Source organism: Pseudomonas wadenswilerensis (genome assembly GCF_024749185.1).
GTDB classification, from domain to species: domain Bacteria; phylum Pseudomonadota; class Gammaproteobacteria; order Pseudomonadales; family Pseudomonadaceae; genus Aquipseudomonas; species Aquipseudomonas wadenswilerensis.
The window spans coordinates 2,213,321-2,236,505 of sequence record NZ_CP087191.1 but is presented as its reverse complement, the minus strand read 5'-3'; the positions used below and the strand labels follow the sequence as shown (position 1 = coordinate 2,236,505).

At 63.1% G+C, this 23,185-nt stretch carries 23 protein-coding genes; 12 read left to right on the top strand and 11 right to left on the bottom strand.

Going from position 1 to position 23,185, the window contains the following annotated elements; all coding sequences use genetic code 11:
• The first annotated feature begins 69 nt into the window (after positions 1–69).
• From LOY45_RS10395 to LOY45_RS10375, 5 genes are all read left to right on the top strand, one after another.
• Positions 70–1,323, top strand: a complete 1,254-nt coding sequence (locus LOY45_RS10395; protein ID WP_258579086.1) for an OprD family porin — start codon at positions 70–72, stop codon at positions 1,321–1,323.
• An 87-nt stretch (positions 1,324–1,410) separates the two neighbouring features.
• Positions 1,411–1,941 (top strand): sigma-70 family RNA polymerase sigma factor, encoded by a 531-nt coding sequence (locus tag LOY45_RS10390; RefSeq protein WP_115087453.1) that lies wholly within the window; start codon positions 1,411–1,413, stop codon positions 1,939–1,941.
• Positions 1,938–2,891 carry a FecR domain-containing protein gene (locus LOY45_RS10385; protein WP_258579085.1) on the top strand — a complete coding sequence of 318 codons (954 nt, stop codon included), beginning with the start codon at positions 1,938–1,940 and terminating at the stop codon, positions 2,889–2,891. The genes LOY45_RS10390 and LOY45_RS10385 overlap by 4 nt, the downstream gene beginning before the upstream one ends.
• A gap of 85 nt (positions 2,892–2,976) precedes the next feature.
• Entirely contained in the window at positions 2,977–5,478 is a 2,502-nt protein-coding gene (locus tag LOY45_RS10380) for a TonB-dependent siderophore receptor (protein WP_258579084.1), read from the top strand.
• A 94-nt stretch (positions 5,479–5,572) separates the two neighbouring features.
• Positions 5,573–6,781: an MFS transporter gene (locus LOY45_RS10375; protein ID WP_134062189.1), complete on the top strand. Its 1,209-nt coding sequence runs from the start codon at positions 5,573–5,575 to the stop codon at positions 6,779–6,781.
• Here LOY45_RS10375 and LOY45_RS10370 read toward each other — a convergent pair.
• Positions 6,772–7,815 carry a hypothetical protein gene (locus tag LOY45_RS10370; protein ID WP_233674326.1) on the bottom strand — a complete coding sequence of 348 codons (1,044 nt, stop codon included), beginning with the start codon at positions 7,813–7,815 and terminating at the stop codon, positions 6,772–6,774. The genes LOY45_RS10375 and LOY45_RS10370 overlap by 10 nt on opposite strands.
• A gap of 137 nt (positions 7,816–7,952) precedes the next feature.
• Between LOY45_RS10370 and LOY45_RS10365 the strand changes: the two genes are divergently transcribed.
• The gene (locus LOY45_RS10365) at positions 7,953–8,498 is read left to right on the top strand and encodes a cupin domain-containing protein (RefSeq protein WP_038995852.1); all 546 of its coding nucleotides are present in this window, start codon (positions 7,953–7,955) and stop codon (positions 8,496–8,498) included.
• Positions 8,499–8,620: 122 nt separating this feature from the next.
• Here the strand turns inward: LOY45_RS10365 and LOY45_RS10360 are convergent, their stop codons facing one another.
• On the bottom strand, positions 8,621–10,063 hold the full coding sequence (locus tag LOY45_RS10360; protein WP_258579083.1) for a DASS family sodium-coupled anion symporter: 1,443 nt from the start codon (positions 10,061–10,063) through the stop codon (positions 8,621–8,623).
• Between the two features lie 410 nt (positions 10,064–10,473).
• Between LOY45_RS10360 and LOY45_RS10355 the strand changes: the two genes are divergently transcribed.
• Together LOY45_RS10355 and LOY45_RS10350 are read left to right on the top strand one after the other, a co-directional pair.
• The gene (locus LOY45_RS10355; protein ID WP_115087465.1) at positions 10,474–10,806 is read left to right on the top strand and encodes a hypothetical protein; all 333 of its coding nucleotides are present in this window, start codon (positions 10,474–10,476) and stop codon (positions 10,804–10,806) included.
• Between the two features lie 187 nt (positions 10,807–10,993).
• A complete protein-coding gene (locus LOY45_RS10350) occupies positions 10,994–11,416 on the top strand; it encodes a group II truncated hemoglobin (RefSeq protein ID WP_115087466.1) in 423 nt (140 codons plus the stop codon).
• On the opposite strand, the gene LOY45_RS10345 is transcribed toward LOY45_RS10350, so the two are convergent.
• The 3 genes from LOY45_RS10345 to LOY45_RS10335 form a co-directional block, all read right to left on the bottom strand.
• A complete protein-coding gene (locus tag LOY45_RS10345; RefSeq protein WP_115087467.1) occupies positions 11,407–11,709 on the bottom strand; it encodes a hypothetical protein in 303 nt (100 codons plus the stop codon). The genes LOY45_RS10350 and LOY45_RS10345 overlap by 10 nt on opposite strands.
• Positions 11,710–11,847: 138 nt before the next feature.
• Complete coding sequence (locus LOY45_RS10340) at positions 11,848–12,033, bottom strand: hypothetical protein (protein WP_115087468.1); 186 nt, start codon at positions 12,031–12,033, stop codon at positions 11,848–11,850.
• 175 nt (positions 12,034–12,208) lie between these two features.
• The gene (locus tag LOY45_RS10335) at positions 12,209–12,529 is read right to left on the bottom strand and encodes a YbjQ family protein (RefSeq protein WP_115087469.1); all 321 of its coding nucleotides are present in this window, start codon (positions 12,527–12,529) and stop codon (positions 12,209–12,211) included.
• Between the two features lie 185 nt (positions 12,530–12,714).
• On the opposite strand from LOY45_RS10335, the gene LOY45_RS10330 reads away from it, so the two are divergent.
• On the top strand, positions 12,715–14,142 hold the full coding sequence (locus LOY45_RS10330) for an MFS transporter (protein WP_115087470.1): 1,428 nt from the start codon (positions 12,715–12,717) through the stop codon (positions 14,140–14,142).
• Positions 14,143–14,177: 35 nt separating this feature from the next.
• Positions 14,178–14,906 carry a class I SAM-dependent methyltransferase gene (locus tag LOY45_RS10325; RefSeq protein WP_115087471.1) on the top strand — a complete coding sequence of 243 codons (729 nt, stop codon included), beginning with the start codon at positions 14,178–14,180 and terminating at the stop codon, positions 14,904–14,906.
• Positions 14,907–14,953: 47 nt separating this feature from the next.
• Here the strand turns inward: LOY45_RS10325 and LOY45_RS10320 are convergent, their stop codons facing one another.
• The 6 genes from LOY45_RS10320 to LOY45_RS10295 form a co-directional block, all read right to left on the bottom strand.
• Complete coding sequence (locus LOY45_RS10320; protein ID WP_115087472.1) at positions 14,954–15,613, bottom strand: SAM-dependent methyltransferase; 660 nt, start codon at positions 15,611–15,613, stop codon at positions 14,954–14,956.
• A gap of 18 nt (positions 15,614–15,631) precedes the next feature.
• Complete coding sequence (locus LOY45_RS10315; RefSeq protein ID WP_258579082.1) at positions 15,632–17,323, bottom strand: WD40 repeat domain-containing protein; 1,692 nt, start codon at positions 17,321–17,323, stop codon at positions 15,632–15,634.
• A gap of 29 nt (positions 17,324–17,352) precedes the next feature.
• A complete protein-coding gene (ribA, locus tag LOY45_RS10310) occupies positions 17,353–17,949 on the bottom strand; it encodes a GTP cyclohydrolase II RibA (protein ID WP_258579081.1) in 597 nt (198 codons plus the stop codon).
• Positions 17,950–17,978: 29 nt separating this feature from the next.
• Entirely contained in the window at positions 17,979–18,989 is a 1,011-nt protein-coding gene (locus LOY45_RS10305; protein WP_115087475.1) for a formylglycine-generating enzyme family protein, read from the bottom strand.
• Between the two features lie 81 nt (positions 18,990–19,070).
• On the bottom strand, positions 19,071–19,961 hold the full coding sequence (locus LOY45_RS10300; protein ID WP_115087476.1) for a VOC family protein: 891 nt from the start codon (positions 19,959–19,961) through the stop codon (positions 19,071–19,073).
• Complete coding sequence (locus LOY45_RS10295) at positions 19,961–21,004, bottom strand: methyltransferase (RefSeq protein ID WP_258579080.1); 1,044 nt, start codon at positions 21,002–21,004, stop codon at positions 19,961–19,963. The genes LOY45_RS10300 and LOY45_RS10295 overlap by 1 nt, the downstream gene beginning before the upstream one ends.
• Before the next feature lie 312 nt (positions 21,005–21,316).
• Between LOY45_RS10295 and LOY45_RS10290 the strand changes: the two genes are divergently transcribed.
• Both LOY45_RS10290 and LOY45_RS10285 read left to right on the top strand, forming a co-directional pair.
• Positions 21,317–21,976 carry a helix-turn-helix transcriptional regulator gene (locus LOY45_RS10290; RefSeq protein WP_233674323.1) on the top strand — a complete coding sequence of 220 codons (660 nt, stop codon included), beginning with the start codon at positions 21,317–21,319 and terminating at the stop codon, positions 21,974–21,976.
• A 30-nt stretch (positions 21,977–22,006) separates the two neighbouring features.
• The gene (locus LOY45_RS10285; RefSeq protein ID WP_115087479.1) at positions 22,007–22,744 is read left to right on the top strand and encodes a nitroreductase family protein; all 738 of its coding nucleotides are present in this window, start codon (positions 22,007–22,009) and stop codon (positions 22,742–22,744) included.
• Positions 22,745–23,185: the final 441 nt, after the last annotated feature.

Here is a 23,185-nt window from a genome sequence, read left to right as displayed (position 1 = left end):
TAATATGTTAACAATATAGGCAGAGACACCTGGCACCCGCCACACACAACAACAAAAAAAGGTAGCCCCATGCTTCTGCCCCGTTCGCTGACGGTGAGTGCCGGCCTGTGCGCCGCATTCACCTCCTACATCGCCCAGGCCGAGTTCATCAAGGACAGCAAGGCCAGCCTTGAGACACGCAACTTCTACTTCAGCCGCGACTTTCGCCAGAGCGGCGCGCCGCAGAGCCAGGCGCGGGAATGGGCCCAGGGTTTTATCCTGAAAATGGAGTCGGGCTTTACCGAAGGCACCGTAGGCTTCGGCCTCGATGCCCTGGGTGAACTGGGGGTCAAGCTCGACTCCAGCCGCGACCGTCGCGGTACCGGCCTGCTGCCCTTCGGCGCCAGCCAGGAACCGGTGGACGACTACAGTGAACTGGGCCTGACCGCCAAGCTGCGGGTCAGCAAGACCACGCTCAAGCTCGGCACCCTGCAACCGATGCTGCCGGTGGCGGCGATCAACGACGTGCGCCTGCTGCCTTCGACCTACAGCGGCGGCCTGCTGACCTCCCAGGACATCGACGGCCTGACCCTGAACCTCGGCCGCCTGGAAAAACAGAACCTGCGCGATTCCTCGAGCAACGACGAAATGAGCTACGCCGGGGTCGAGAGCAATCATCTGGACCTGGCCGGTGGCACCTACGCGGTCAACCCGCGCCTGGCGGTCAGTTATTACTACGCGCAGATGCAGGACATCTACCGCCAGCACTACGCCGGGCTGGTCCACGACCTGCACCTGGCCGAAGGCATCAACCTGCGCAGCGACCTGCGTTACTTCGACACCCGCGAACAAGGCAGCCACGACCTGCGCGCCGCCTCGCGGGTTGACGGCGGCAAGATCGACAACCGCTTCTTCAACGGCATGCTCACCCTCGGCGTGGGTGCGCACAAGTTCGGCCTCGGTTACCAGAACCTGTCCGGCGACGGCGATTTTGCCTACCCGGGCCTGGACCCCTACTCGGTCAACCTGGTCACCGTGAACGTCTTCACCAAGGCCGAAACCGATGCCTGGCAGGCGCGCTACGACTACAACTTCGCCGCGCTCGGTCTGCCGGGCTTGAGCTTCATGACCCGCTATGTCAATGGCAGCCATATCGAAACCGCCAGCGTCAACGGCGGCAAGGAATGGGAGCGCGATACCGACATTGCCTACGTGGTGCAAAGCGGTCCGCTGAAGAATGTCAGCGTGCGCCTGCGCAACGCCACCTTTCGCTCCAGCAGCGGTATGACCACGGACATCGACGAGAACCGCCTGATCGTCGGCTACACCCTTGCCCTCTGGTAACGCGGCTGGCGGCCGTGTGAAAACAACCCTTTATTAGTTTTTTGGGAATGCTTATCATCTGCATCATTTTTCCGGGATGCAGCCAGGATGAGCGCACCGCCGTCACCGCCCAATGCCGAGCTCGGCCAGCTCTATCAGCACCATCACCTGTGGCTGCAACACTGGCTGCGCCGGCGCCTGAGCTGCCCGCAACGGGCGGCGGACCTGATGCAGGACACTTTCGTGCGCATCCTCGCCTCCTCCGAGGCGCTGGAACTGGTGCGCCTGCTGCGTGAGCCGCGTAACTACCTGGCGACGGTGGCGCGGCGGGTGATGATCGATCATTTCCGCCGTCAGCAACTGGAACGCGCTTACCTGGAAGCACTGGCCGCGCAACCGGAAGCCGAACAGATCTCCACCGAAGAGCAGGTGCTGATTCTGGAAACCCTGCGTGAAATTGACCAGTTGCTGGCCGGCTGTGGCGCCAAGGCGCGCAAGGCGTTTCTGATGGCCAACTGGCTGGGCATGACCTACGTGGAAATCGCCGAGGCCCTGGGCGTGTCGCTGACTACGGTGAAAAAGTACCTGATCAAGACCACCGAGCGCTGCCTGCTGCTCGCCTACGACGCCCAGCCATGACGGAGCGCGAGCGCCAACGCCAGGCCCTGAAAGCCGCCGCCCGCTGGCATGTGCAACTGGCCGCCGGCGATGCCCCGGCCGAACTGCACCAGGCCTGGCAGCTATGGCTGGCCAGCGCCGCGGAGCATCGCTGGGCCTGGGCGCGGGTCGAGCAATTGCAGGGGCGCCTGGCCAGTGTGCCCGGGGCGCTGGCCTTCGACACCTTGCAGCGCAGCGAAGCTGAGGGCCTGCCCCGGCGCAGCGTGCTCAAGGGTCTGCTGCTGGCCACCGGCCTGGGCCTTGGCGGCTGGGCCAGCTATCGCAGCCAGCCGGCGCAGCACTGGCTGGCTGATGTTCACAGCGCCACCGGTGAAATTCGTCACCTTACCCTGGACGACGGCAGCCAGTTGGTGCTCGACACCGCCAGCGCCGTGGACATTCGCTTCGACCACCTGCAACGGCTGATTCGCTTGCGTCACGGGCGGATCTTTCTTACCAGTGGCAAAGACAGCCGCCAACGCCCCTTGCGAGTGGAAACCGCTCAAGGCCTGGTCGAAGCCCTGGGCACGCGCTTCAGCGTTGAGCAGCGCGACACCGCCAGCCGGGTCGAAGTCTTCGAGCATGCGGTGCGCATCAACCCGCACCAGGCGCCGGCACGTCGACTGCACGCCGGCCAGCGCTGCCAGTTCGACAGCCATGTGGTGCATGCCGCGCAGACCGTCGCCAGCAGCGAAGCGGCCTGGACCGGCGGGCACCTGATCGTCGAAGACTGGCGCCTGGGCGATTTGCTCGAAGAGCTCGGCCGCTACCGGCCAGGGCTGTTGTCTTACTCCAACGAACTGAACGGGCTACGGGTATCCGGGACCTTTTCCCTCACAGACAGCGATGCGGCGCTGTCGGCGCTGGCCACGTCGTTCAAGCTCCAGGTGCGTCGCTACAACCGCTTCTGGGTCAGCGTCGGCCTGAGTTAAAAAAATTTCAGCGAGGGGTGCCTGTTTCTTTTCGTTCGTCCGCCTCTGTAGGAAATAATCTCATTTGCGAACGAAGAGGATTTCCATGCAACCCCGCTTCCCCCGTGCCCTTCTACCCCACCTGATTGGCAGCCACCTGCTGGCTGCCGCCCTGGTCCTGCCCCTGCTACCCCTCGCCATTGCCCAGGCCGCAGAGACCGAAAGCACCAGCAGCGGCCAGGTATTCGCCATTGAAGCGGGTTCCCTGAGCCGGGTGCTGGGCAGCTTTGCCGCAGCGGCCGGAGTCAACCTGTCGTATGACGCACAGTTGACCGCCAGCCTGCAGAGCCAAGGCTTGCAGGGCCGCTTCGGGGTACTCGAAGGGTTGAGCCAGATCCTCGCCGGCAGCGGCCTGCAAGCGTTCCGCCAGGCTGACGGCAGCTACTCGATCCGCCCGCTGCCGGCCAGCAACGGTGCACTGGAACTGGGCGCCACCACCATCGGCGCCAGCACCCTCAACACCGGCATGGAAACCACCGACAGCCTCACGGTGCGCCAGGTCAGCTTTGCCAAGGGCGAGCACTCACTGCGCGAGACGCCGCAGTCGGTGACGGTGATCACCCGCAAGATGATGGACGAGCAGAACCTCACCACCCTCGAACAGGTGATGGAGAAAACCCCGGGGATCACCGTGCATGACTCGCCCATGGGCGGTAAATACTTCTACTCGCGCGGTTTCATGCTTGCCGGCCAGTACCAGTACGACAGTGTGCCGCTGGACCTCGGTGGCAACTACGTGCAGGCCAACAGTTTTGCCAGCGACATGGCCTACTACGACCGCGTCGAAGTGCTGCGCGGTGCCGCCGGCATGCTCAAGGGCTCCGGCAGCTCCGCCGGTGGCGTCAACTTCATCCGCAAGCGCGGACAGGAAAAGGCCGCTACCAGCGTCAGCCTTTCGGCAGGCTCCTGGGACAACTACCGCGCCCAGCTCGACACCGGCGGCCCGCTGAACGCGTCCGGCAGCCTGCGTGGCCGGCTGGTGGTCGCCGGGCAGGACCGCCAATACTTCTACGACATGGGCAAGCGCGACGACCAGGTGGTCTATGGCGCCCTCGACTACGACTTCAACGACGCCACCACCCTCGGCATCGGCGCCGCCTACGAGAAGCTCAATGCCACCCCGTGCTGGCAGGGCCTGCCGCGCTACAGCGATGGTTCGGACCTGAAGCTGTCGCGCTCCACCTGCCTGGGCGCGACCTGGAACAGCTGGGAAAGCCAGCGGGTCAACCTGTTCGCCGACCTCACCCACCACTTCAATGACCAGTGGCTGTTGAAAGTCGCGGCCATGCACAGCCACAACACCCAGGACATGCAGTACGCCATGACCCTGGGCAGCGTGCCGGTCGGCAGCAGCTCGGCCAACAACCCGCTGTACTCCGGCCTGTTCGACTACGACCAGCACGACTACGGCATGGACGCCTACCTGGATGGCAAATTCAACGCCTGGGGCCTGGAGCACGAGCTGATCATCGGTGCCAACGCCAGCCGGGCCAAGGGCAGCGACACCTACGCGCTGATCAACATGACCCAGTTGCTTGGCACCACCATGGACCCGTTCGCGCCCAACCGCGACATTCCCAAGCCGCCGGACAGCCTGTACCAGACCGCCTCCTACCGCGGCGGCCCGCTGCCGGTGGAAAGCGACACCCGGCAGATCGGCACCTATGCCACCTTGCGCCTGAAACTGGCCGAGCCCTTGACCCTGGTGCTTGGCAGCCGGGTCAGCTGGTACCGCAGCCAGCGCGATTCCTACACCCAGGCCTGGGACTACTGGCAGCATGACCGCAGCCAGGAAAACGGCCAGGTCACGCCGTTTGCTGCGCTGATCTACGACCTGGACGACACCTGGTCGGTGTACGGCAGCTACGCTGATATCTTCCAGCCGCAAGGCACTTACACCGACGCCCAGGGCAGCCCGCTGCAACCCAAGACCGGCGCCAACTACGAGCTGGGGATCAAGGGCGAATGGTTCGATGGCGGCCTGAACGCGGCGTTCAACCTGTTCCGCACCATCGAGGCGCACCGCGCCGAAGCCGACTATAACTCGGTATGCGCCGGCTCCTCCGACGGTTACTGCTACAGCGACAAGGGCAAGGTCCGCGCCCAGGGCTTCGAGGCCGAACTCAGCGGCGAGCTGGCCGAGCGCCTGCAGGTGCTGGCCGGCTACACCTACACCGAGCTTGAATACCTCAAGACCAATACCAACAGCCAGGACGCGACCTTCACCGCCAGCTATGTGCCACGCCATCTGTTGCGGGTCTGGGCCGACTATCAGCTGGACGGCCCGCTGCAACGCTGGAGCCTGGGCGGTGGGGTCAATGCGCAAAGCGACAACCACTACCAGGACCGCGCGGCGAAAACCGTACAGCCCGGCTATGCAATCTGGAACGCGCGCCTGGGCTACCAGCTGGATGACAACTGGAGTATCGCCGTCAACGGCAACAACCTGTTCGACAAGCATTACTACTCCAGCGTCGGCGCCCTGGCCTGGGGCAACTTCTATGGTGAGCCGCGCAATTTCATGGTGACCCTCAAAGGCGATTTCTGACGCAGGTGATTTGCGGTCGACGCCGACAGATGACAATCGTTATCATCTTCTGCCGGTCGTCGACCGCCTTGCCCTCACCTGCCCTGGATAGCCCATGACCACCGCAACGGACCCTGCCATGCTCGACGAACCCGAGCGATCTACCTTCGACCTACGCCCGTTACTGGCGGCCAACATGGCCTGCACCATGGCGATGATGGCTTTCGTGTCCTTGATCGGCCCGATTGCCCGCACGCTCGGTCTGGCCACCTGGCAGGCCGGCGCAGCGGTGACGGTTGCCGGGGTGATCTGGATGCTCCTGGCACACACCTGGGGCCGAGCCAGTGACCGGCTGGGACGGCGCAAGGTGCTGTTGCTTGGCACCGCAGGCTTCACCGCGGCCTATTGGGCGTTATGCCTGTTCATCGATACCGCCTTGCACCTGCTGCCCAGTGCCGCCCTGGCCTTTGCCGGGCTGGTGCTTGGCCGCGGCTTGATCGGCGCCTTCTACGCCGCTCTGCCGGTCGCTGGCGCAGCGCTGATTGCCGATAACATCGAACCTCAGCACCGCGCTCGGGCAATGGCTTCGCTGGGTGCGGCCAACGCCTTCGGCCTGGTGATCGGCCCGGCGCTGGCAGCGGTCCTGGCCCGCTACAGCCTGAGCCTGCCGTTCTATGTGATGGCGGTGCTACCGATGCTGGCGTTCCTGGTGCTGCTGCTCAAGCTCAAGCGTCAGGAACTGCACCTCAAGCAGCCACCCCGCCCGGTACGCCTGGCCGACCCGCGCCTGCGCCAGCCGTTGCTGGTGGCTTTCGTGGCGATGCTCAGTGTCTCGGTGGCGCAAATCACCGTCGGCTTCTTCGCCCTCGACCGTCTGGGCATGGACCCGGCCGATGCGGCGCAAACCGCCGGGGTTGCCCTGACCATGGTCGGCGTGGCGCTGATCCTGTCGCAGATCCTGGTGCGCAAACTCGAGTGGCCACCGCTGCGGATGATCCGCGTCGGCGCCAGCATCGCCGCCGTGGGCTTTGCCGCCAGCGCCCTGGCCACCAGCGCCGTGGGTTTGTGGGCGTGTTTCTTTTTCTCGGCCTGCGGCATGGGCTGGGTGTTCCCGGCGTTCTCGGCGCTGGCGGCCAATGCCATGGACGCCTCCGAACAAGGCGCCACGGCCGGTTCCATCGGCGCCGTGCAGGGCCTGGGCGTGGTCATCGGGCCGCTGGCCGGAACCCTGATCTACGCCGTCGATCCACGCCTGCCATACCTGATCGTGGGTGCCTTGTTATTGCTGGTGGGGTTTTGGCCGATGCCGCGGCGTCAGGGCTGAGCGGGTTTGGGTTTCGCGCATTCGTCGAAACCCTTGACGGTGTCGCGGCGGATCAACTGCAGTTCCTTTGTCGTCGCCGTGATAGGCCGCGCGTAATAGATGCCGTCGGCCTCGGCGAGGATTTTCATTGACTCGGTCGGCCCCTGCTCGGTATTGAGCACAATGCAGGTCCTGCCGCCCGAGCCCGACACTTGCAGGGCGTAACCGCCAATTTTTGCAGCTGCTTCGGGGAACAGCCCCACAACCATCAGCAGCAAAGTGAAGCTCACCATCAAAGGGCGAAAGACATTCTTTTGCCGATGGAAATGCACCATCATTGCCACCACCAGGACTTGCACAATCACCAGCACCAGCACTTCCAGAGCCATGATCGGCAGGAATGTCGAGGCTGAGCCGGCCAGCTCGCCCACCAGTGTTTCGACGACAGCTGTGACTTGCAGAAGCACCAGCAGTTGCAACCCGGCGCTGCACAAAGCAATCGTGTAAAACTCGCCACGTTCGGGCTTGTCGAGATCCGTAGGAACCAGCCAATGGATAAATCCTACAAAGGTTGCTATGGCAATCAGCCCGACCGGCAACAGCACCAGCCAGTACCAGTCCATGGGGCCTATCTGAATCACGAAATACCCGGAAAACGCCAGGAACAATGCCAATGCGAGGGAGCCCGCAAGCCACGCCAGGCTCACTGCGCCCCGGCTCTTCCCCTCCAGCTGATCAGCCAGACGCCTACCCTTGGCATCCAGGCGCTGGAACAGCACCATGGTCGGCAGCAGGATGTTGGTGCTGAGCACCACGATCACGAAGATCATCATGGCAAACATGATTGGCAATGCCGTAATCACCGCCCCCGAAGTAATACTCAAGGGGATCTTCTCGACCTGAATGTACTGGTGCAGATAGAGCCCGGACAGGAATAGCAGACACCCCCCTAGTGGCCAGGCACGATCATTTATCCAGAGCAAACCATCACTCAACTGCCTGGCGTACTCGCGCAAGCTGCTATTGCCCTCGGGGATAGGTTCAAGCTGGCTCATCCAACACTCCCTGTCGTTGTGGCGTGCAAAATCAGGCCCGCAACACCTGCGGCCATCCATCCCTACAGGCGGACCGCTATAGCCTAACGGAATGTGCTTTAATGCTTCGCCCAAAATTTTTGACACATAAGGCGGCTATGGACACGGGGACACGACTCAAACTGGTGCGTGAACGCAACAAACTCTCCCAACGGGAGCTGGCTCGGCGCAGTGGCCTGACCAACTCGACGATCTCGCAGATCGAGCAGAATCGCGTCAGCCCTTCGGTCAGTTCCCTGAAAAAACTGCTTGAAGGCATTCCGATGTCGTTGGCGGAGTTCTTCAGTTTCGACGAGCCGATCCGCGAAGAGCGCTTTGTGTTCCGCTCCAACGAGCAGCCCGACCTTGGCAACAGTGGCCTGCGCATGCTGCTGGTGGGTGCCAGTGTCGAAGGCCGGCAGATGCGCATGTTGCGCGAGCTGTATGCGCCAGGTGCCGATTCCGGTGAGCCGATCGTGCATGCCGAGGGCGAAGAATGTGGCCTGGTGACCCGTGGCACCATCGAGCTGCGGGTGGATGGCCAGGTCAGCATCCTCAACTCCGGCGACGGTTACTACTTCCCCACCACCCTGCCCCACAGCTTCAAGAACATCGGCCAGGATGAGGCCGAGATCATCAGCGCCAACACCCCGGCGAACTTCTAGATTCGGGGGCTGCTGCCAGCCCATCGCCGGCAAGCCGGCTCCCACAGTAGATTTGTGTACACCGGAACTGTGGGAGCTGGCTTGCCAGCGATCGAGCGCGAAGCGGTCGCAATCTTGGCCCTTTACATCCAGCCCAGCCACTGCCACCAGGTAGCGGCAAACACCAGCATCAGCCCATAGCCAATCAAGGTCACCACAATCCCCACCCGGGCAAACTGCTTGGCGGTGAAGGTCTCGGTGCCCAGGCAGACCATGTTCTGCGGCGCGTTGATCGGCAGGATAAAGCCGTAACTGACCACGAAACCCAGGGCCATGGTCATGCCCTGCCGGCTGAAGTCACCCGGCAGGGTCTGCAGCACGGCGATCAGTATCGGCAGCAGCGCCGAGGTCAGCGCGGTGGCGCTGGCAAAGCCCAGGTGGATCAGAATCAGGAAGGCCGCGAGGATCGAAAACACCCCCAGGGTGCCCAGTTGATCCAGCCCGGTATGGGCCACCACCTGCGCGCCCAGCCATTGCCCGGCCTGGGTGGTAAGCAAGGTGGTGCCCAGGCTGATGCCGACACCAAAGACAATCACCGTCCCCCAGGGAATGCGCGCCTGCACGTCTTTCCAGGTCATCACCCCGATCCGTGGCAGCAGCAGGATCACCAGCCCGGCATAAGTGGTCGAGGTGGTGTCGAAGTGATGCAACTTGCCCTCGGTGGCCCAGGCCAGCAGCAACAGCAGCGACACGCCAAGCAGGCGTTTCTGCGCCGCGGTCATCGGCCCGAGCTCGGCCAGGGTCTTGCTCACTGCCGCCTTGCCGCCGGGAATCGCGTCGCTCTCGGGCGGCAGCATTTTCAGCACCAGCACGATCAGCACCACCGACATGATCAACGCCCAGGGCGCGCCGGCGATCAACCAGTCGATCCACGACACCCGGGCGCCGAGCATCTTGTCCATGAAGCCGACGGTCAGCAGGTTCTGCGCCGCCGCGGTCTGGATGCCGATGTTCCAGATGCTGGTGCCCTGGGCGACGATGATCATGATCCCGGCGGCGATGTTCGAGCGCTTGTCGACGCCAAAGGCGGCGATCACGCCCATCATGATCGGTACCACGCAGGCACTGCGCGCCGTGGCGCTGGGCACCACCAGGCTGAGTAGCACGGTGACCGCGACTGCACCGAGAAGGATGCGCCGGGTGCTGACACCGATACTCGACAGCGTCACCAGGGCGATGCGTCGGTCCAGGCCGGTGTGGGTCATGGCCGCGGCGATGAACAAGGCGCCCACCACCAGGGCCAGGGCGCTGTTGGAGAACCCGGTCAGGGCCAGGGTAATGGCTGCGGAGGAGCCGTAGATCACCGAGGGGTCAGCCACGGTCGGCGCAGTGCCGAGCAAAAAGGCCATCAGCGAGGTGATCATGATCGCACTGGCTTCGTACGACACCGCTTCGGTGATCCACACCACCACGGCAAAGGCCAGGATTGCCAACACCCGGTGGCCGGCCACTGGCAGGTCGGCGGGCATCGGCAGCAACAGCACCCCGACCAGGGCCGCGATACCCACCAGCAGGCCAATAGGCATGCGGGTTCCGGCGGTTTGAGAGACAGGCGCATTGGCCGGCGAATTCATGGGTAACTCCCTGCAGAACATGTGCAGCCATGATCCTGCAGATCGCTTTAACGCAGACTGATGCGTGTCAATGCCCCGAATTCGAGGCATTGTCGGACAAGATGTAGTGCATCAAAAAAAACACTACAAAACCTGTTGACGCCGTTCGTCGCCCCTTGCATGATGAGGTCGTCTCCCCGATCGGGGGTACTGGCAAGGGTGTTCCAGGCAGCTCGACAGATCCATGAGCTGTGTGCGGATGGGTACTGCCCAAAAGGCAGCGTGTAGAAGCCCCCAGTTGTGACGCTGCTGTAGCAGCTTTCATTTAACGCTACATGTTATGCGCCAAGTGCGAACAAACAACGAATGGTCTAGGGGGCTTTATGATGAATCTGAACAATCAACCGACTGTTGAAGAACTGGCCCGGCTGTTCGCCGCGCGCAAGGACACTCTCGACAGCCACATCCTCTGGGTTTGCGAATCGGGTGAAGTTCGCCTGGACAGCCTGGAAAGCATGAGCGACGAAACGCAGTTCGAGCAATGCAACCCGAACATGCGTGCCCGCCTGAAGATGTACCGTCGCGGCCAGGGCTACGTCGGCAAGAAAGCCGCTGCCGACACCCAGTATGTCGGACGGGTTCTGCAGACCCTGCAAAGCGAATGGGCTGCGCTGCAGAACACTCCTGGCGTCGCGGTGATCGACCGTCTCTGCTAAGGGTCGCTGGGGTGCAGCACTGCCCCAGCCACGCTTGAGCCCAATCCCTGCGGATTGGGCTTTTTTATGGTTCTTCACGGAATCCTGGGGGGCTAAGCCTCAACATCCCAACCCTGGATTCCGTGAAGAGCCTTTTTTATTTATCCCGGTACCTGGCTAGAATGGCGCTTTGCACAAGAGCCCGCTTATGACCCAACCTGCTTTCGGCACCGGTGATGCCTCCTACCAGGCCGCCGGTGGCATCGACGGCCTGCGCCGCCTGGTCGATGCGTTCTACCGGTTGATGGATGAGAACCCCGAGGCACTGGCCGTGCGCCAGATGCACCCGCAAAGCCTCGATGCCTCGCGCGACAAGCTGGCCTGCTTCCTCAGTGGCTGGCTCGGTGGCCCGCGGCTGTTCAGTGAACGCTATGGTCCGATCGCCATCCCGGCCTTCCATGCCCAATGGCCGATCGATGAAAACCACAGCGCCATCTGGTTGAACTGCATGGAACAGGCGATTGCCCTGCAGGATTATTCTGCCGAGTTCGCCGAGTACCTGCTGCGCCAGCTACGCGTGCCGGCCCAGCGCATCGTCCAGGCCAGCCGCGCCCGTCACCCTCAGGCCTGACGGCGCAATGGCGCCTTCTCCAGTGGCAACGCCCCGGTAGCCAGTGCCCTGGCCCGGTCGACGCCCCAGACCATGGCGCGCGTCATGGTTTCACAGGGGCGGTTGTCGTAGTACTCCTCGACCATGGCCTTGCCCTGGCGCGTATAGATGCCGAGGAACAATTGCGTGGCGCCGGTACGCGACAGCCTTACCTGTACGTCGAGGCTGGTCCCGTCACTGAGCTGTTCGTCATGGCTGCGGCTGTGCAGTTGTGCGTCGGCCCAGTTCCAGTAAGTCTCTTCCCTGATACGCATCGAATGGCTCCTGTATTGATGGCGGCGATAGTAAGGCACACAACCCGGCATCAGGCGAGTGCGAGCCACGCAACCTTTGCGCAAGGTCAAACAATGCAAAAAAAACCCCGCCGTTGGGCGGGGTGGTGGACGATTCGTTTACTTCTTCGCGGGCAAGCGCGGGGTGAATTTGCCCTTCTTGCTACGCTGCAGCGCGTTCAGGCGCACCTGTGCGTCTTCCTGCGTCATGTTGGTAAAACCCAGCCGATAGCCGCTCTGCCCGCAACGGATTAGATTGTTGATTGGAAAAGCGTCGCCGTTGTCCTCATTGAACAAGTCAACCATGCCCCAGTCTCCCTCCGACAGCGGATCAGTACCGGCAAACAGATGATTGCCCAGAAAAGCACTGACCCTGGTGATTCTGAGACTAGCCGGTCATTTACGGACCACACGGGCAAAGACAAAAAAGCCCGACCAATGGCCGGGCTATTTTGTCGCACCCCAGGGTGACTTGAGAGGCTTACTTGAGCTTTACGGCGGTGCCGGTGACAAACACCACGACCATGCCACCGCGCGCCGACGGCATGCTGATTTCGTAATCCAGGCCCACCACTGCATCGGCCTGCAGGCTGCGCGCGCGGGCGCGGATTTCATCGGTGGCCTGGATGCGTGCCTCTTTCAGCGCGCTTTCCAGGGTTTGTGAACGGCCACCGAAAAAGTCGCGGAAACTGGCGAAAATATCGCGAACCACGTTGATACCCTGGACCGACTCGGCGCTGACCACATCCAGATAGGCGGCAATTTCCCGGCCTTCGATGGTCCCTGTGGTAGTGATGATCATACTGCTCTCCTTCGGCCTTGCCAGTCAGCCGCCCGACGCTTCAGCGAGCGGGCGGTAAAAAAACGCGATGGTAGCAAAACCAAGGCCAGTCGCGCGGTCTATTTATACAAGCAATACATTGTGTAATAGTGCGACTGCACCTAGACTTTCAGCCACTCGAAACCCCACCTGCGAAGGAGCCGCGCATGAACACCGCCCATCCCCCTGCCCCCGCTTCATGGGCTGAATTGTTGCGCGGGCGCAACGCCCTGCGCTCGATTGCCCTGGCCGGAGGTGTGGCCTTGCATGCGATCAACGTCTATATAGTGACCACCATTTTGCCGACCGTGATTGCCGACATCGGCGGCCTGGCCTTTTATGCCTGGAGCACCACCCTGTTCGTCGCCACCTCGATCATTGGTTCGACCCTGTCGGCGCAATTGATCGAACGCCTGGGCGCGCGGGCAGCCTTTCTCCTGGCCCTGGCAGTGTTCGCCCTGGGCTCGGTGATCTGCGCCGCAGCGCCCAGCATGCCGGTGCTGCTGATCGGCCGCAGCGTCCAGGGCCTGGGCGGCGGCATCCTGTTTGCCCTGAGCTACGCGCTGATCCGCCTGGTGTTCGACGAACGCCTGTGGCCGCGGGCCATGGCCCTGGTGTCCGGCATGTGGGGCGTGGCCACCCTGTGCGGGCCGGCGGTCGGTGGCATCTTTGCCCAGGGCGGCCATTGGCGCTGGGCATTCTGGTCACTGCTGCCGGTGGCGGCGCTGCTGGCGCTGATCGTCATCAGCCAGTTGAGCAACAAGGTTGCCGCCCGCTCGCAATCCCGTCCGCCCTATGGCCTGATCGCCTGCCTGGTGGCGTCAGTACTGGCGATTTCCGCCGCCAGCCTGTCGACGCAGTTGCTCTGGAACCTGATCGGCATCGGCGCGGGGCTGGCCCTTGCCGCACTCATCGCCCGCCTCGACCATACCCCTGGCCGACGCCTGCTGCCCACCGGCGCCTACGCACTGGGCACGCCGCTGGGCGCGCTGTACGCGGTGATGTGCCTGCTGATCGCGGCGATCACCACGGAAATATTTGTCCCCTATTTTCTTCAGGAAATTCACGGCCTGAGCCCACTTGCCGCCGGCTATATGACGGCGGCCATGGCCGCAGGCTGGACCGTCGCCGCGTTGTTCAGCGCCAGCCGCACAGGTGCTGGCGCCGAGCGCATGATCCGCTTCGGCCCGGCAGTGATCCTCGTGGCCCTGCTGGCGCTGGCGCTGATGACCCCGCAACAGCCGTGGCTGGCCCAGGCGTCGGGCCTGGCGTTGTATTGCCTGGCCCTGGCCGGGGTCGGGCTAGGGATCGGCCTGGGCTGGCCGCACCTGCTGACGCGGGTGCTCAGCGCTGCCCGCGCAGGCGAAGAGAACCTCGCCTCGGCGTCGATCACCACCGTGCAACTGTACGCCACCGCCCTGTCCGCGGCGCTGGCCGGGCTGGTCAGCAACAGCGCCGGGCTGGTCGAGCCCGGCGGCGTCGCCGGGGCACAGCAGGCCTCGACGTGGCTGTTCAGCGTGTTTGCCCTGGCACCAGCGCTGGCCCTGCTGCTGACCTGGCGCCTTACCCGAAACCCGGCCAGGGCCCTGGCCTGATGAGTTGAGTCCCCCGTCCGATGCAAGGAGCAGCGATGAAAGAAGCCAAACAGGTGTACGAGCGCATCAGCGAACAGTTTGAAGACTTCACCAGCCACGCCAGCCAGCGCGGCATCGAAGTCGATACCTTCCGCTACATGGTCGGCAACGTGCAGGGCCTGGAGATTCTCGACCTGGCCTGCGGTCACGGCTTTTTCAGCCGTCAGCTCAAGGACTGGGGCGCTGCCCATGTGCGCGGCGTGGATATTTCGCCGAGCATGATCTATCAGGCCCGCCAGGCCAACGACGGCATCGCCTACGAAGTGCGGGACGTGGCGCAGATGGGGCGCATCGGCACCTACGACAAGGTTACCGCTGCCTGGCTGTTCAATTACGCCAGCAGCGTCGAGGAGCTGGGGCGGATGTTCAGCAGCGCCGCGCAGAACCTCAAACCCGGCGGCCAGTTGGTGGCCTATACCGCCAACCCGGCGTTCGACCTGGGCAAGGGCAACTTCACCCGCTATGGCATCAGTGTGCTGGATGAAAATGTCGTGAATGGCGGCTATCGCTGCAAGGCGCAGTTCATGTCCACGCCGCCGGCCGACTTCACCTACTACCGCTGGCGTCAGGACGTGTATGAAGACGCGGCAAAAGCCGCGGGGTTCAGCGACTGCCGCTGGATCGCGCCCTTGATCAGCAAGCAACGCAAGGATGCCCGGGAGCCGGGCTACTGGGATGGGTTCGAAAGCAACAGCCTGCAGATCGGCCTGATCTGCAGGAAGTAAACAGAACGGCCGGGAGCTGAAACCTCAGATCCCGGCCGTGATCACCCTCAGTTGCGGACCAGCGCCAGCAGGTACATGGCGTCGCCATGCTGGCGTTCGATCACCACCAGTTCCTGCCAGGCAAAGCCGTAGCCTTCGAGGCTGTCGCGGATGCCCTGCTCGGTGAAGAAGTAACCCTGGCGCTGGTTGTCCATCTCGCGCCAGCCCGGTACCGGGTTGCTACTGTCCACGCCAAAGACGTTAAGGGCAATCAGACCGCCCTTGCGCACATGGCTGCGCATATGCGCCAGGTAGGCATCCCACTCATCGGGGTGCTGATGGTGGAAGCAGCCGTTGTCGAGTACCGCGTCGAACTGCCGACCGTCCGCTGTCTGCCAGTCCTGCAAAGCGCTGTTGACCAGCTCCAGGCGTTCGCCCCAGCGCTTGCGCAATAGCGGCCAGCTGGAGTTCTCAACGATGTCCAGGCCGGTGACCCGGTGCCCGGCCTGGATGAACTCCGAGGCATCGCGGCCACGTCCGACGCCGACATCGAGGATGCGCTGGTCGGGCTTGTCGCCCAGCGCCGCGAGGAAAACCCGCGCCGCCCGGGCCATGCCGATGTCCCACGACCACTCGTCTTCGCCATGGCTATAGCGGTGCACGAACGAGGTATCGAGGGCCTTGCGGTACGCCGAAGGCTCCATGAAATCCACTGCCTGCTTGCTCATTGACCGATCTCCTCGCACTCAGGAAGCACGCCGGGCGGCGATGCCATAGATGTTGCCGTCATAGGAGCTGGCCAGAAAATCATGCTGCTGGCCGCTGTGGGTGATACAGGAAATGCCGCTCGCGGTTGGCCGTTGCAGCGGCTGCCAGCTGCGCGTGGCCAGGTTGAACAGCGCCACGGTGCCGTTGTAGGCGGCGGTGGCGATGATCGCGCCATCGGCCGAGGCGCCGATGCACTTGATCGAGTGCTGGTGCGGCGAATCGTAGACCTCATCACCGCCCTCCAGCCACAGACGCAGCTTGAGGTCACGACCGATGCTGGCAAAGCCGCCTTCGATCTGGCAGCAACCGTTGGAGATCCGCGCGTGAGCGTTGTCGATGTGGCGGGCGCAACTAAAGTCGTCGATGCGGTGCAAGGCGGCGTCGGCCGAGGCGCAGACGCTGAACAGGTAACGCTCATTGGCGGCCACGCCCTTGATGGCGTTGTCGTGCATGGCGATCGAAGCCACCAGCTTCAGGCCGTCGCGACCGTCGAGGATGAACACCAGGCCTTCGCCGGTGTAGGTGCCGATCAACGCATGCGGCACGCCATCCTTTTCAAAGGTGGTGCCGCAGTTCAGGGGCGAGCGGTGCTGGTACAACAGCTGTCCGCTGAGGGCATCGAACACCTGGCCCATCTGCCCGCCGGTCAACAGCAGCGGCCCGAACGGCAGGAGGAAGTTGCACAGGCTGCCGACCCCGGTCACCGGCTTGTTGTCGCGAAACAGCAAGCCGGCATCGCCGATGCTGTACTGCTGGCCCTGGGCAGTCACCACCGCGTTGATGCTGACCGCGGGCTGGATACCGTCGACGCTCCACTCGTCACGCTCGTAGTTCCAGGTGGCGTAGCGTGAACCGAAGGTGGCGAACACCAGTTCTTCTTCGCCAACAAAGGCGCAGCTGCGCGGCCAGATGATGCTCGGCAGCGCGGTGCTGCGCAGCTTGCTGAGGTTGTGCTGGGCATCGAAGCGCCAGAGAATTGCCGAACGGTCGTAGCTGAGGGTTACCAACAGTTGCTTGTCATCGTTCCAGACGATGCGCTTGATCCCGGCGTCGTGGGCGGCAACGCTGCGCACCTGGCCCTGGCCGATGATCGAGATGCGCCCCTCGTCGTCGCCGGCGAACACCACGCCGTTGCGGGTGATGGCAATGGTGTCGGTCTCGACGCCGCCGATATCCACCTCATCGCACTGGGCGAAGCTGGCGGTGTCCCACTGGCGCACGGTGCCATCGTCGCTGCTGGAAATCAGGCGCTTGCCGTCCGGCGACCAGACCACCGAAATCACGTCGGCCTGGTGGCCATGGAAACTGCCCTTGAGGTTGCCCTGCAAATCGAAAATGCGCAGCACATGATCACGTGAACAGGTGGCAACCAGCGTGCCGTCGGGCGAGAACACCGCCATCTCGACGTCGTCCTGGTGACCGGACAGCACCGCCTTGAGGCGCATGCTCGGCACTTCCCAGATCCGCGCGGTGTAGTCGCTGCTGGCGCTGACCAGGTGCTTGCCGTCGGCGCTGAAGGCACACTGGTTGGCCAGGTGATCATGGTGCACGCGATGGATCGGCAAACCGGTGCGGGCGTTCCACAGGATGACCTGGTTGTCGTAGCCGGCGGTGGCCACGAACTCTGCTGCATGGGCGGCAATGCCGCTGATGGGGCCTATGTGTTTCATCGAAAAATCCTTTTTTCTTCAGAGAACAATCAAAGCTTGATGGAGTGGCTGGACTTGGCCACCTTCGACAGCAGGTAGTTGCGGTTGTGCTGGGTGAGGAACACCCCGGTCGGCACCTGGTCGACCACGTCGATGCCGCCATCACGCAGTTGCTGGACCTTGTCGGGGTTGTTGGTGAGCAGTCGGCAGCGGTGCACGTTGAGGGCCTTGAGCATCTTCGCCGCGGGGCTGAAGCTGCGCGAATCCGCCGGATGGTTGAGTTCGAGATTGGCCTCATAGGTGTCCAGGCCACGGTCCTGCAGCAGGTACGTCTCGAACTTGGAGTACAGGCCGATACCACGGCCCTCCTGACGCAGGTAGATCAGGTAGCCGCCCTGCACGTTCAGGGTGTTGAGGGCCTCCTGCAATTGCGGGCCGCAGTCGCAGCGCTGGGAGCCGAACACATCGCCGGTAATGCATTCGGAATGCACCCGCACCAGCGGCACCTCGGCCTTGTCCAGGTTGATGCCGACGGCAAAATGCTCGTTGTGCTTGTCGAAGCCCTTGAAGCCGAAGAAGTGAGCGTCGACCGAACCGCCCAAAATGGAAATCGGCACCTTGGTGTGCAGCGAAACGTCGTTGTTCATGATCAAACCTCGCACGATTGACAGATGATTCAGTTGTTGTTTTCTACCAGGCGAAAGCCCATGACATAGATCGGTCGCGGGTAGCGCCCATGTCGCCGAGGGTTGCGCGCCAGGTCGCGAAAGCGCGTGAAGCTGCCACCACGGGCGATACGGTGACGACCGACATCCAGCACCAGGTCGTCGTTGATCTGCGGGCCACCGGGGTACGGCCGATAGTCATCGGCGACGTATTCCTCGACGTTACCGGCCATGTCCAGCGCACCAAACACCGAGGCGCCCTGGGGAAATACCCCCACCGGGGTGCTGTCCAGGTAACCCAGTTCGATGGTGTTGGCGTATTCGGCGTGGAAGCTCTCGCCCCAGGGAAACTGCAGGCGCTGGGGCCCGGCCGCGGCATGTTCCCACTGGGCTTCGGTGGGCAGGCTGAAGCGTCGGCCGGTGCGCTGGCTCAACCACTGCGCATAGGCATCGGCGTCCGTGTCACTGACGCTGTACACCGGGTGGTTGGCGCGCTGCAGCGGGTAGCGGCCGAAGGCCCAGCTGCTGGGCAGCGCCGGGTGGCCGGTGTCGAGCAAGAATTCCCGGTACTCGCTGTTGGTCACGGCAAAGCGGGCGATGCGGTAGCGGTCCAGATCGACGCTGTGCAGCGGGGTTTCCTTCTCGATCCAGCTACGGTCCAGGCCCAGGCCCTCGAAGTCGTCCATGACCTGGCCGACCCTTGCAGGGTCCAGGCCGATCTGCACGGTCGCAGCGGGAATGTCGATCATCTGCGGGTTGAACACATCGATGCGCGGGTCGCCGCGCAAGCCCAGCACTTCGCCAGCGGCAATGCGCCGGTACAGCGGCGCGCCAGCGCTTTCAAGCAGCGCCAGCAATTGTTCGACCGGTGTATCGAGCATCGAGCTGATCGCCAGCCCCACCTGCTCCACCAGCGGGTATTCCAGGTAATGTTCCGGGTAGCCCATCAGCACCCGGTCGGTAACATCTTTGGGCAGCGGGCTGGGGAGCCGCGGCCAGTGCCGATCCTTGAGACTGTTCATCCTTGCACCTTGTTTTGAGTAACGACGCCCACGACGGGGCCGAACCCGGTTCGGCCCACGACGTAGTACCCAGGGGTAGCCTCAGAGCTGGTCGAGCAGCAGCCGGCGATTGGTTTCGATCATCTCGATTTCCGCGCTGTAGACTTCGACCACCAGGCCATCGGGGTCTTCGAAGTACACGGCGCTGCGCACGTTATCCGGGCCATGGTGATAACCCGGCGCCGGGCCGTTGCCCTTGACCAGCTTGATCGAGCCATTGGCGGTGACCCGCTCGGCGATGCGCTTGACGTCTTCGGGCAAGGCGCGAATGCCGATGTGATAGCCCGGCGGGTAGCTGAACTCGGCGCTCTGCTCGATGAAGAAATCAAAGCCGTTTAGCTCCATCACCACCTTGCGCGGGCCGAGGTTGTAGCAGTAGCGCGCGCCGAAGATGTTGCGGTAGAAGGCCTGGGAAACCTCCAGATCACGGGCCAGGATGTTGATGTGATTGAGCTGCGGCTGCTGGCGGGCCAGCGCGGCGGCGTCGATCGACACCCCTTCAAGGGCACGCCACATCTTTACTGCAGCGGTAAACTTCGCGTACCCGGCCAGCCAGGTTTTCAGCGCCTCGCTCGACTGCGGCTTGTCCAGCTGGGTCAGGCCATAGGGGTAGACGAAGCAGGCCGCAGCCTGCGACAGCTGCTGGTTGATGGCCTCTGCAGCAGGCTCCCTGCCCTGGCTGTCGGCCAGGCGCACCAGGGTCACCGCCGTATTGCGATAGAGGGCTTCGGCTGCCTTGAGCTGGGCCGCCAGCGCCGCTTGCTGATCACTTGCCAGCAGCACGATCAGGCCATCGGCCTCGCCCTGGCGGGACAGTTGCGCGGTAGCGTGCAATTCGAAACCGGCGGCGCTGGCCACCTGGCCCAGCTCACCGATCAGGGTCAGCGCACGGGCGTCAGGATTGGCCCCGTGCAGCAGAATGAACTTGAGCATCAGTTGACCCTCCGCCCGACCAGCAGGGTGTAGCGACCGATCGGCTCCTGGTCGACGCTCAGGCCCTGATCCTGCAGCTGTTTTGCCAGCCAGCGGGTCGGGTGCAGCTCGCCATTCACGGTGTTGACCATCATGTGCAGGGAGAAGTCAGCCGACAGCGCCGGGTGAATCTCGTCCTCGTCCAGGGTCATGCTGAGGATCAGCAAGGCGCCGTGGTGTTCGAGCAACCGGCTGGCGCCCTTGATCAGCGTGGTGGTCTGTTCACGGGTGAAGTAATGCAGGCAGTCGTTGAGCATCACCACGTCGGCGCGCGCGTCCTGGTAACGAGCAAGGTCGAGCAGGTTGCGCTCCTTGAAGCTCAGGCGCTGCTCGAGCTGGTACTTGCCAATGGTGCTCTCGGCCGCCTGGCGGGTGGCGCCCAGGTCCCAGATTTCGCCGCTGACCTGCGGGTGGCGGCGGGCGATCTCGGCGATGTAGGTACCGTGGCCGCCAGCCAGGTCGATGACCGTCTTCGCCTGGTCAAAGACTGACAGCTCACGCAGTACATCGACCATTGGCTGGCTGAAGCGGACCATGGCATCGTTAAAGGCATCGCGGGCGGCGATGTCATGCTTGAAGCGGTTTTCCTGCTGAAAGTCCAGTGACCGGGTGGTGCTGAGAATCTCGCCCAGGCGCGGCCAGTTCTGCCATTGCAGGCGCTGGTGAGCAATGATCGGGCCGATGAATTCAGCACTGCTGCTGACCAGGAAGCGCTCGCTCAACGGCTGGTTGACGAAACCGTTGTCGGTTTTTTGCAGCAGGCCCATGGCGACCAGGGCATTGAGGAAGATCTTGCCCTTGTTGGCCACCCAGCCCAGCGCCAGGCTCACGGCCTCGGCCTTGACCGGCGTGCGGGTGTGGTCGAACACCTGGTGCGCCACCGCCGCATGGAGGATGGCCGACTGGCGGTACTGATCGGAGAGTTTCACCAGGTCGAACACACCATTGAGGGCATTGGTTTCCTCGGCGTGTTCATAGATGGTCACCGGTTTTTGCGCATTCATACACTCACTTCCCTGTTGAGTTTCATTTCCTGCATGTTCCAGGCCGATGGCCTGCCGTGCACGGCAAGGTTCTGGCTGTTGGCGGTGCTCACTGCGGCCACAGGCGCAAAACTAAGAAATGATCCTAGTCGCTGGCTGGAAAAACACAAATTCGATCTTTTATATTTTTTCGAGCTTTAAACTTTACTGCTGATACCTTTTACAAATAACCATCGCAATGCTAAAACTGGCTATGCTCAAGCTCGTTACCTGCGCAATGGATGGCGCCACAGGTCGACCGTTAACGCCTATTCGCAGGGTTATTTGCACACGATGACTGCACCCGCCGCCGACGCCAGCTCCACCGCCGACCGCATCCTGTTTTTGCTCAAGACCCGTGGCGCGCTGAAAACCACCGACCTTGCCAGCTTGCTGGACATCACCTTTGAAGCCGCGCGCCAGCAGATCCAGAAGCTGCAGAGCGCCGAGCTGATCACTGGCATCAGTGCACCGGCCAAGGGCGCTGGCCGTCCTTCGCAGAAGTGGACCCTGACCGAAGCCGCGCAGCGGCGCTTCCCCGACTCCCACAGCGTGCTGACCCTGCAACTGATCGAGACGGTCGAACAGGTGTTCGGCCATGAAGGCGTCGACCAACTCATCACCCGCATGGAAACCGCCAACCGCAGCGAATACCTGCAGGCCTGCAGTCTGGCCGAAACGATCGAAGACAAGGTGCGGATCCTGGTGCAGCTGCGCGAACGCGCCGGCTACATGGCGGAAATGGTCGAGAGCGACAACGGCTGGCTGATCATCGAAAACCACTGCCCTATTTGTGTGGCGGCATCACGCTGCCAGGGGTTTTGCCGCTCAGAGTTGCAGATCTTCCAGTCGGTGTTTGGCGAGCAGGCGCTTGTCGAGCGCTGCGAACATCTGATATCAGGTGACCGACGCTGCGTGTACCGGGTTTCGCCGAGGACGGCGCCCGCGCAGTAACCCCCTAAGTCCTTAAGGAATGAGGCGCACATGAACCCGACCATCGAGCTGCTCGCCAGCCACCGCAGCGAGCGCAGTTTCCACAGCAGACCGATCAGCGACGACCTGCTTGACGCCATCCTCCAGGCGGCCCACCAGGCGCCGACTTCGTTCAATGCTCAGCATATTTCCGCGGTGGTGGTGCGCGATGCCGAGCGCCGCCGGCAAATCGCCGAGCTTGCCGGTGGGCAACCGTGGATTGCCGCGGCGCCGGTGTTCATCACCTTGGTAGTGGACTTCTACAAGACCGAACTGGCAGCGCGCCTGAGCGGTGACCAGCAGTGCATCCACCAACACCTGGAAGGCATGATTGCCGCCTGCACCGATGGCGGCATCATCCTCTCGATGCTGATGACCGCGGCGCGCTCGCTGGGTTTGGGCGTGGTGCCGGTGGGCGGCATTCGCGCCAACGCCAGCGGCATGATCGAGCTGCTTGGCTTGCCGGAAAAATCCTTTGCCCTGTGCGGGGTTGCGCTGGGTTACGTGCAACAGCCGGCGCTGCAAAAACCGCGTTTGCCCTTGGCTTCGTTTCGTCATGACGAGCGCTATGACGCCCAAGCGTTGCCGGCGGCGATCGAGGCATACGATGCTGCGCTGATGGAGCATTGGCAAGTTGCCGGGCGGGTTGAGGGGCAGAATTGGTCAGGCAGTATCGGCCGTTGCTATGCGCGCAATTATCGGCCGCAGCTCAAAGCGCAGTTGCTGGCCAACGGGTTGGCGGCGGACTGAACGGTCTCATCGCGGGTCAAGCCCGCTCCCACAGTGGATCTCTGTACGCCGGACTTGTGGGAGCTGGCCTTGCCAGCGATTGAGCGCGCAGCGGTCGTAATCCAGACACCACGTGATGTGCTGGCTGGACCGGCCTCATCGCTGGCAAGCCCGCTCCCACAGTGGATCTCTGTACGCCGGACTTGTGGGAGCTGGCCTTGCCGGCGATCGAGCGCGCAGCGGTCGTAATCCAGACACCACCTGATGTGCTGGCTGGACCGGCCTCATCGCTGGCAAGCCAGCTCCCACAGTAGATCTGCGTACGCCGGACTTGTGGGAACTGGCCTTGCCGGCGATCGAGCGCGCAGCGGTCGTAATCCAGGCAACACTGAAGTGCTGACTGGGCCGGCCTCATCGCTGGCAAACCAGCTCCCACAATCGATCTCTGTACGCCGGACCCGC

What these genes read in the sequence shown, in the direction of transcription:
- LOY45_RS10395 (WP_258579086.1), top strand. Translation starts at nt 70, where the DNA reads ATGCTTCTGCCCCGTTCGCTGACGGTGAGTGCCGGCCTGTGCGCCGCA.
- LOY45_RS10390 (WP_115087453.1), top strand. Translation starts at nt 1,411, where the DNA reads ATGAGCGCACCGCCGTCACCGCCCAATGCCGAGCTCGGCCAGCTCTAT.
- LOY45_RS10385 (WP_258579085.1), top strand. Translation starts at nt 1,938, where the DNA reads ATGACGGAGCGCGAGCGCCAACGCCAGGCCCTGAAAGCCGCCGCCCGC.
- LOY45_RS10380 (WP_258579084.1), top strand. Translation starts at nt 2,977, where the DNA reads ATGCAACCCCGCTTCCCCCGTGCCCTTCTACCCCACCTGATTGGCAGC.
- LOY45_RS10375 (WP_134062189.1), top strand. Translation starts at nt 5,573, where the DNA reads ATGACCACCGCAACGGACCCTGCCATGCTCGACGAACCCGAGCGATCT.
- LOY45_RS10370 (WP_233674326.1), bottom strand. Translation starts at nt 7,815, where the DNA reads ATGAGCCAGCTTGAACCTATCCCCGAGGGCAATAGCAGCTTGCGCGAG.
- LOY45_RS10365 (WP_038995852.1), top strand. Translation starts at nt 7,953, where the DNA reads ATGGACACGGGGACACGACTCAAACTGGTGCGTGAACGCAACAAACTC.
- LOY45_RS10360 (WP_258579083.1), bottom strand. Translation starts at nt 10,063, where the DNA reads ATGCCTATTGGCCTGCTGGTGGGTATCGCGGCCCTGGTCGGGGTGCTG.
- LOY45_RS10355 (WP_115087465.1), top strand. Translation starts at nt 10,474, where the DNA reads ATGATGAATCTGAACAATCAACCGACTGTTGAAGAACTGGCCCGGCTG.
- LOY45_RS10350 (WP_115087466.1), top strand. Translation starts at nt 10,994, where the DNA reads ATGACCCAACCTGCTTTCGGCACCGGTGATGCCTCCTACCAGGCCGCC.
- LOY45_RS10345 (WP_115087467.1), bottom strand. Translation starts at nt 11,709, where the DNA reads ATGCGTATCAGGGAAGAGACTTACTGGAACTGGGCCGACGCACAACTG.
- LOY45_RS10340 (WP_115087468.1), bottom strand. Translation starts at nt 12,033, where the DNA reads ATGGTTGACTTGTTCAATGAGGACAACGGCGACGCTTTTCCAATCAAC.
- LOY45_RS10335 (WP_115087469.1), bottom strand. Translation starts at nt 12,529, where the DNA reads ATGATCATCACTACCACAGGGACCATCGAAGGCCGGGAAATTGCCGCC.
- LOY45_RS10330 (WP_115087470.1), top strand. Translation starts at nt 12,715, where the DNA reads ATGAACACCGCCCATCCCCCTGCCCCCGCTTCATGGGCTGAATTGTTG.
- LOY45_RS10325 (WP_115087471.1), top strand. Translation starts at nt 14,178, where the DNA reads ATGAAAGAAGCCAAACAGGTGTACGAGCGCATCAGCGAACAGTTTGAA.
- LOY45_RS10320 (WP_115087472.1), bottom strand. Translation starts at nt 15,613, where the DNA reads ATGAGCAAGCAGGCAGTGGATTTCATGGAGCCTTCGGCGTACCGCAAG.
- LOY45_RS10315 (WP_258579082.1), bottom strand. Translation starts at nt 17,323, where the DNA reads ATGAAACACATAGGCCCCATCAGCGGCATTGCCGCCCATGCAGCAGAG.
- ribA (WP_258579081.1), bottom strand. Translation starts at nt 17,949, where the DNA reads ATGAACAACGACGTTTCGCTGCACACCAAGGTGCCGATTTCCATTTTG.
- LOY45_RS10305 (WP_115087475.1), bottom strand. Translation starts at nt 18,989, where the DNA reads ATGAACAGTCTCAAGGATCGGCACTGGCCGCGGCTCCCCAGCCCGCTG.
- LOY45_RS10300 (WP_115087476.1), bottom strand. Translation starts at nt 19,961, where the DNA reads ATGCTCAAGTTCATTCTGCTGCACGGGGCCAATCCTGACGCCCGTGCG.
- LOY45_RS10295 (WP_258579080.1), bottom strand. Translation starts at nt 21,004, where the DNA reads ATGAATGCGCAAAAACCGGTGACCATCTATGAACACGCCGAGGAAACC.
- LOY45_RS10290 (WP_233674323.1), top strand. Translation starts at nt 21,317, where the DNA reads ATGACTGCACCCGCCGCCGACGCCAGCTCCACCGCCGACCGCATCCTG.
- LOY45_RS10285 (WP_115087479.1), top strand. Translation starts at nt 22,007, where the DNA reads ATGAACCCGACCATCGAGCTGCTCGCCAGCCACCGCAGCGAGCGCAGT.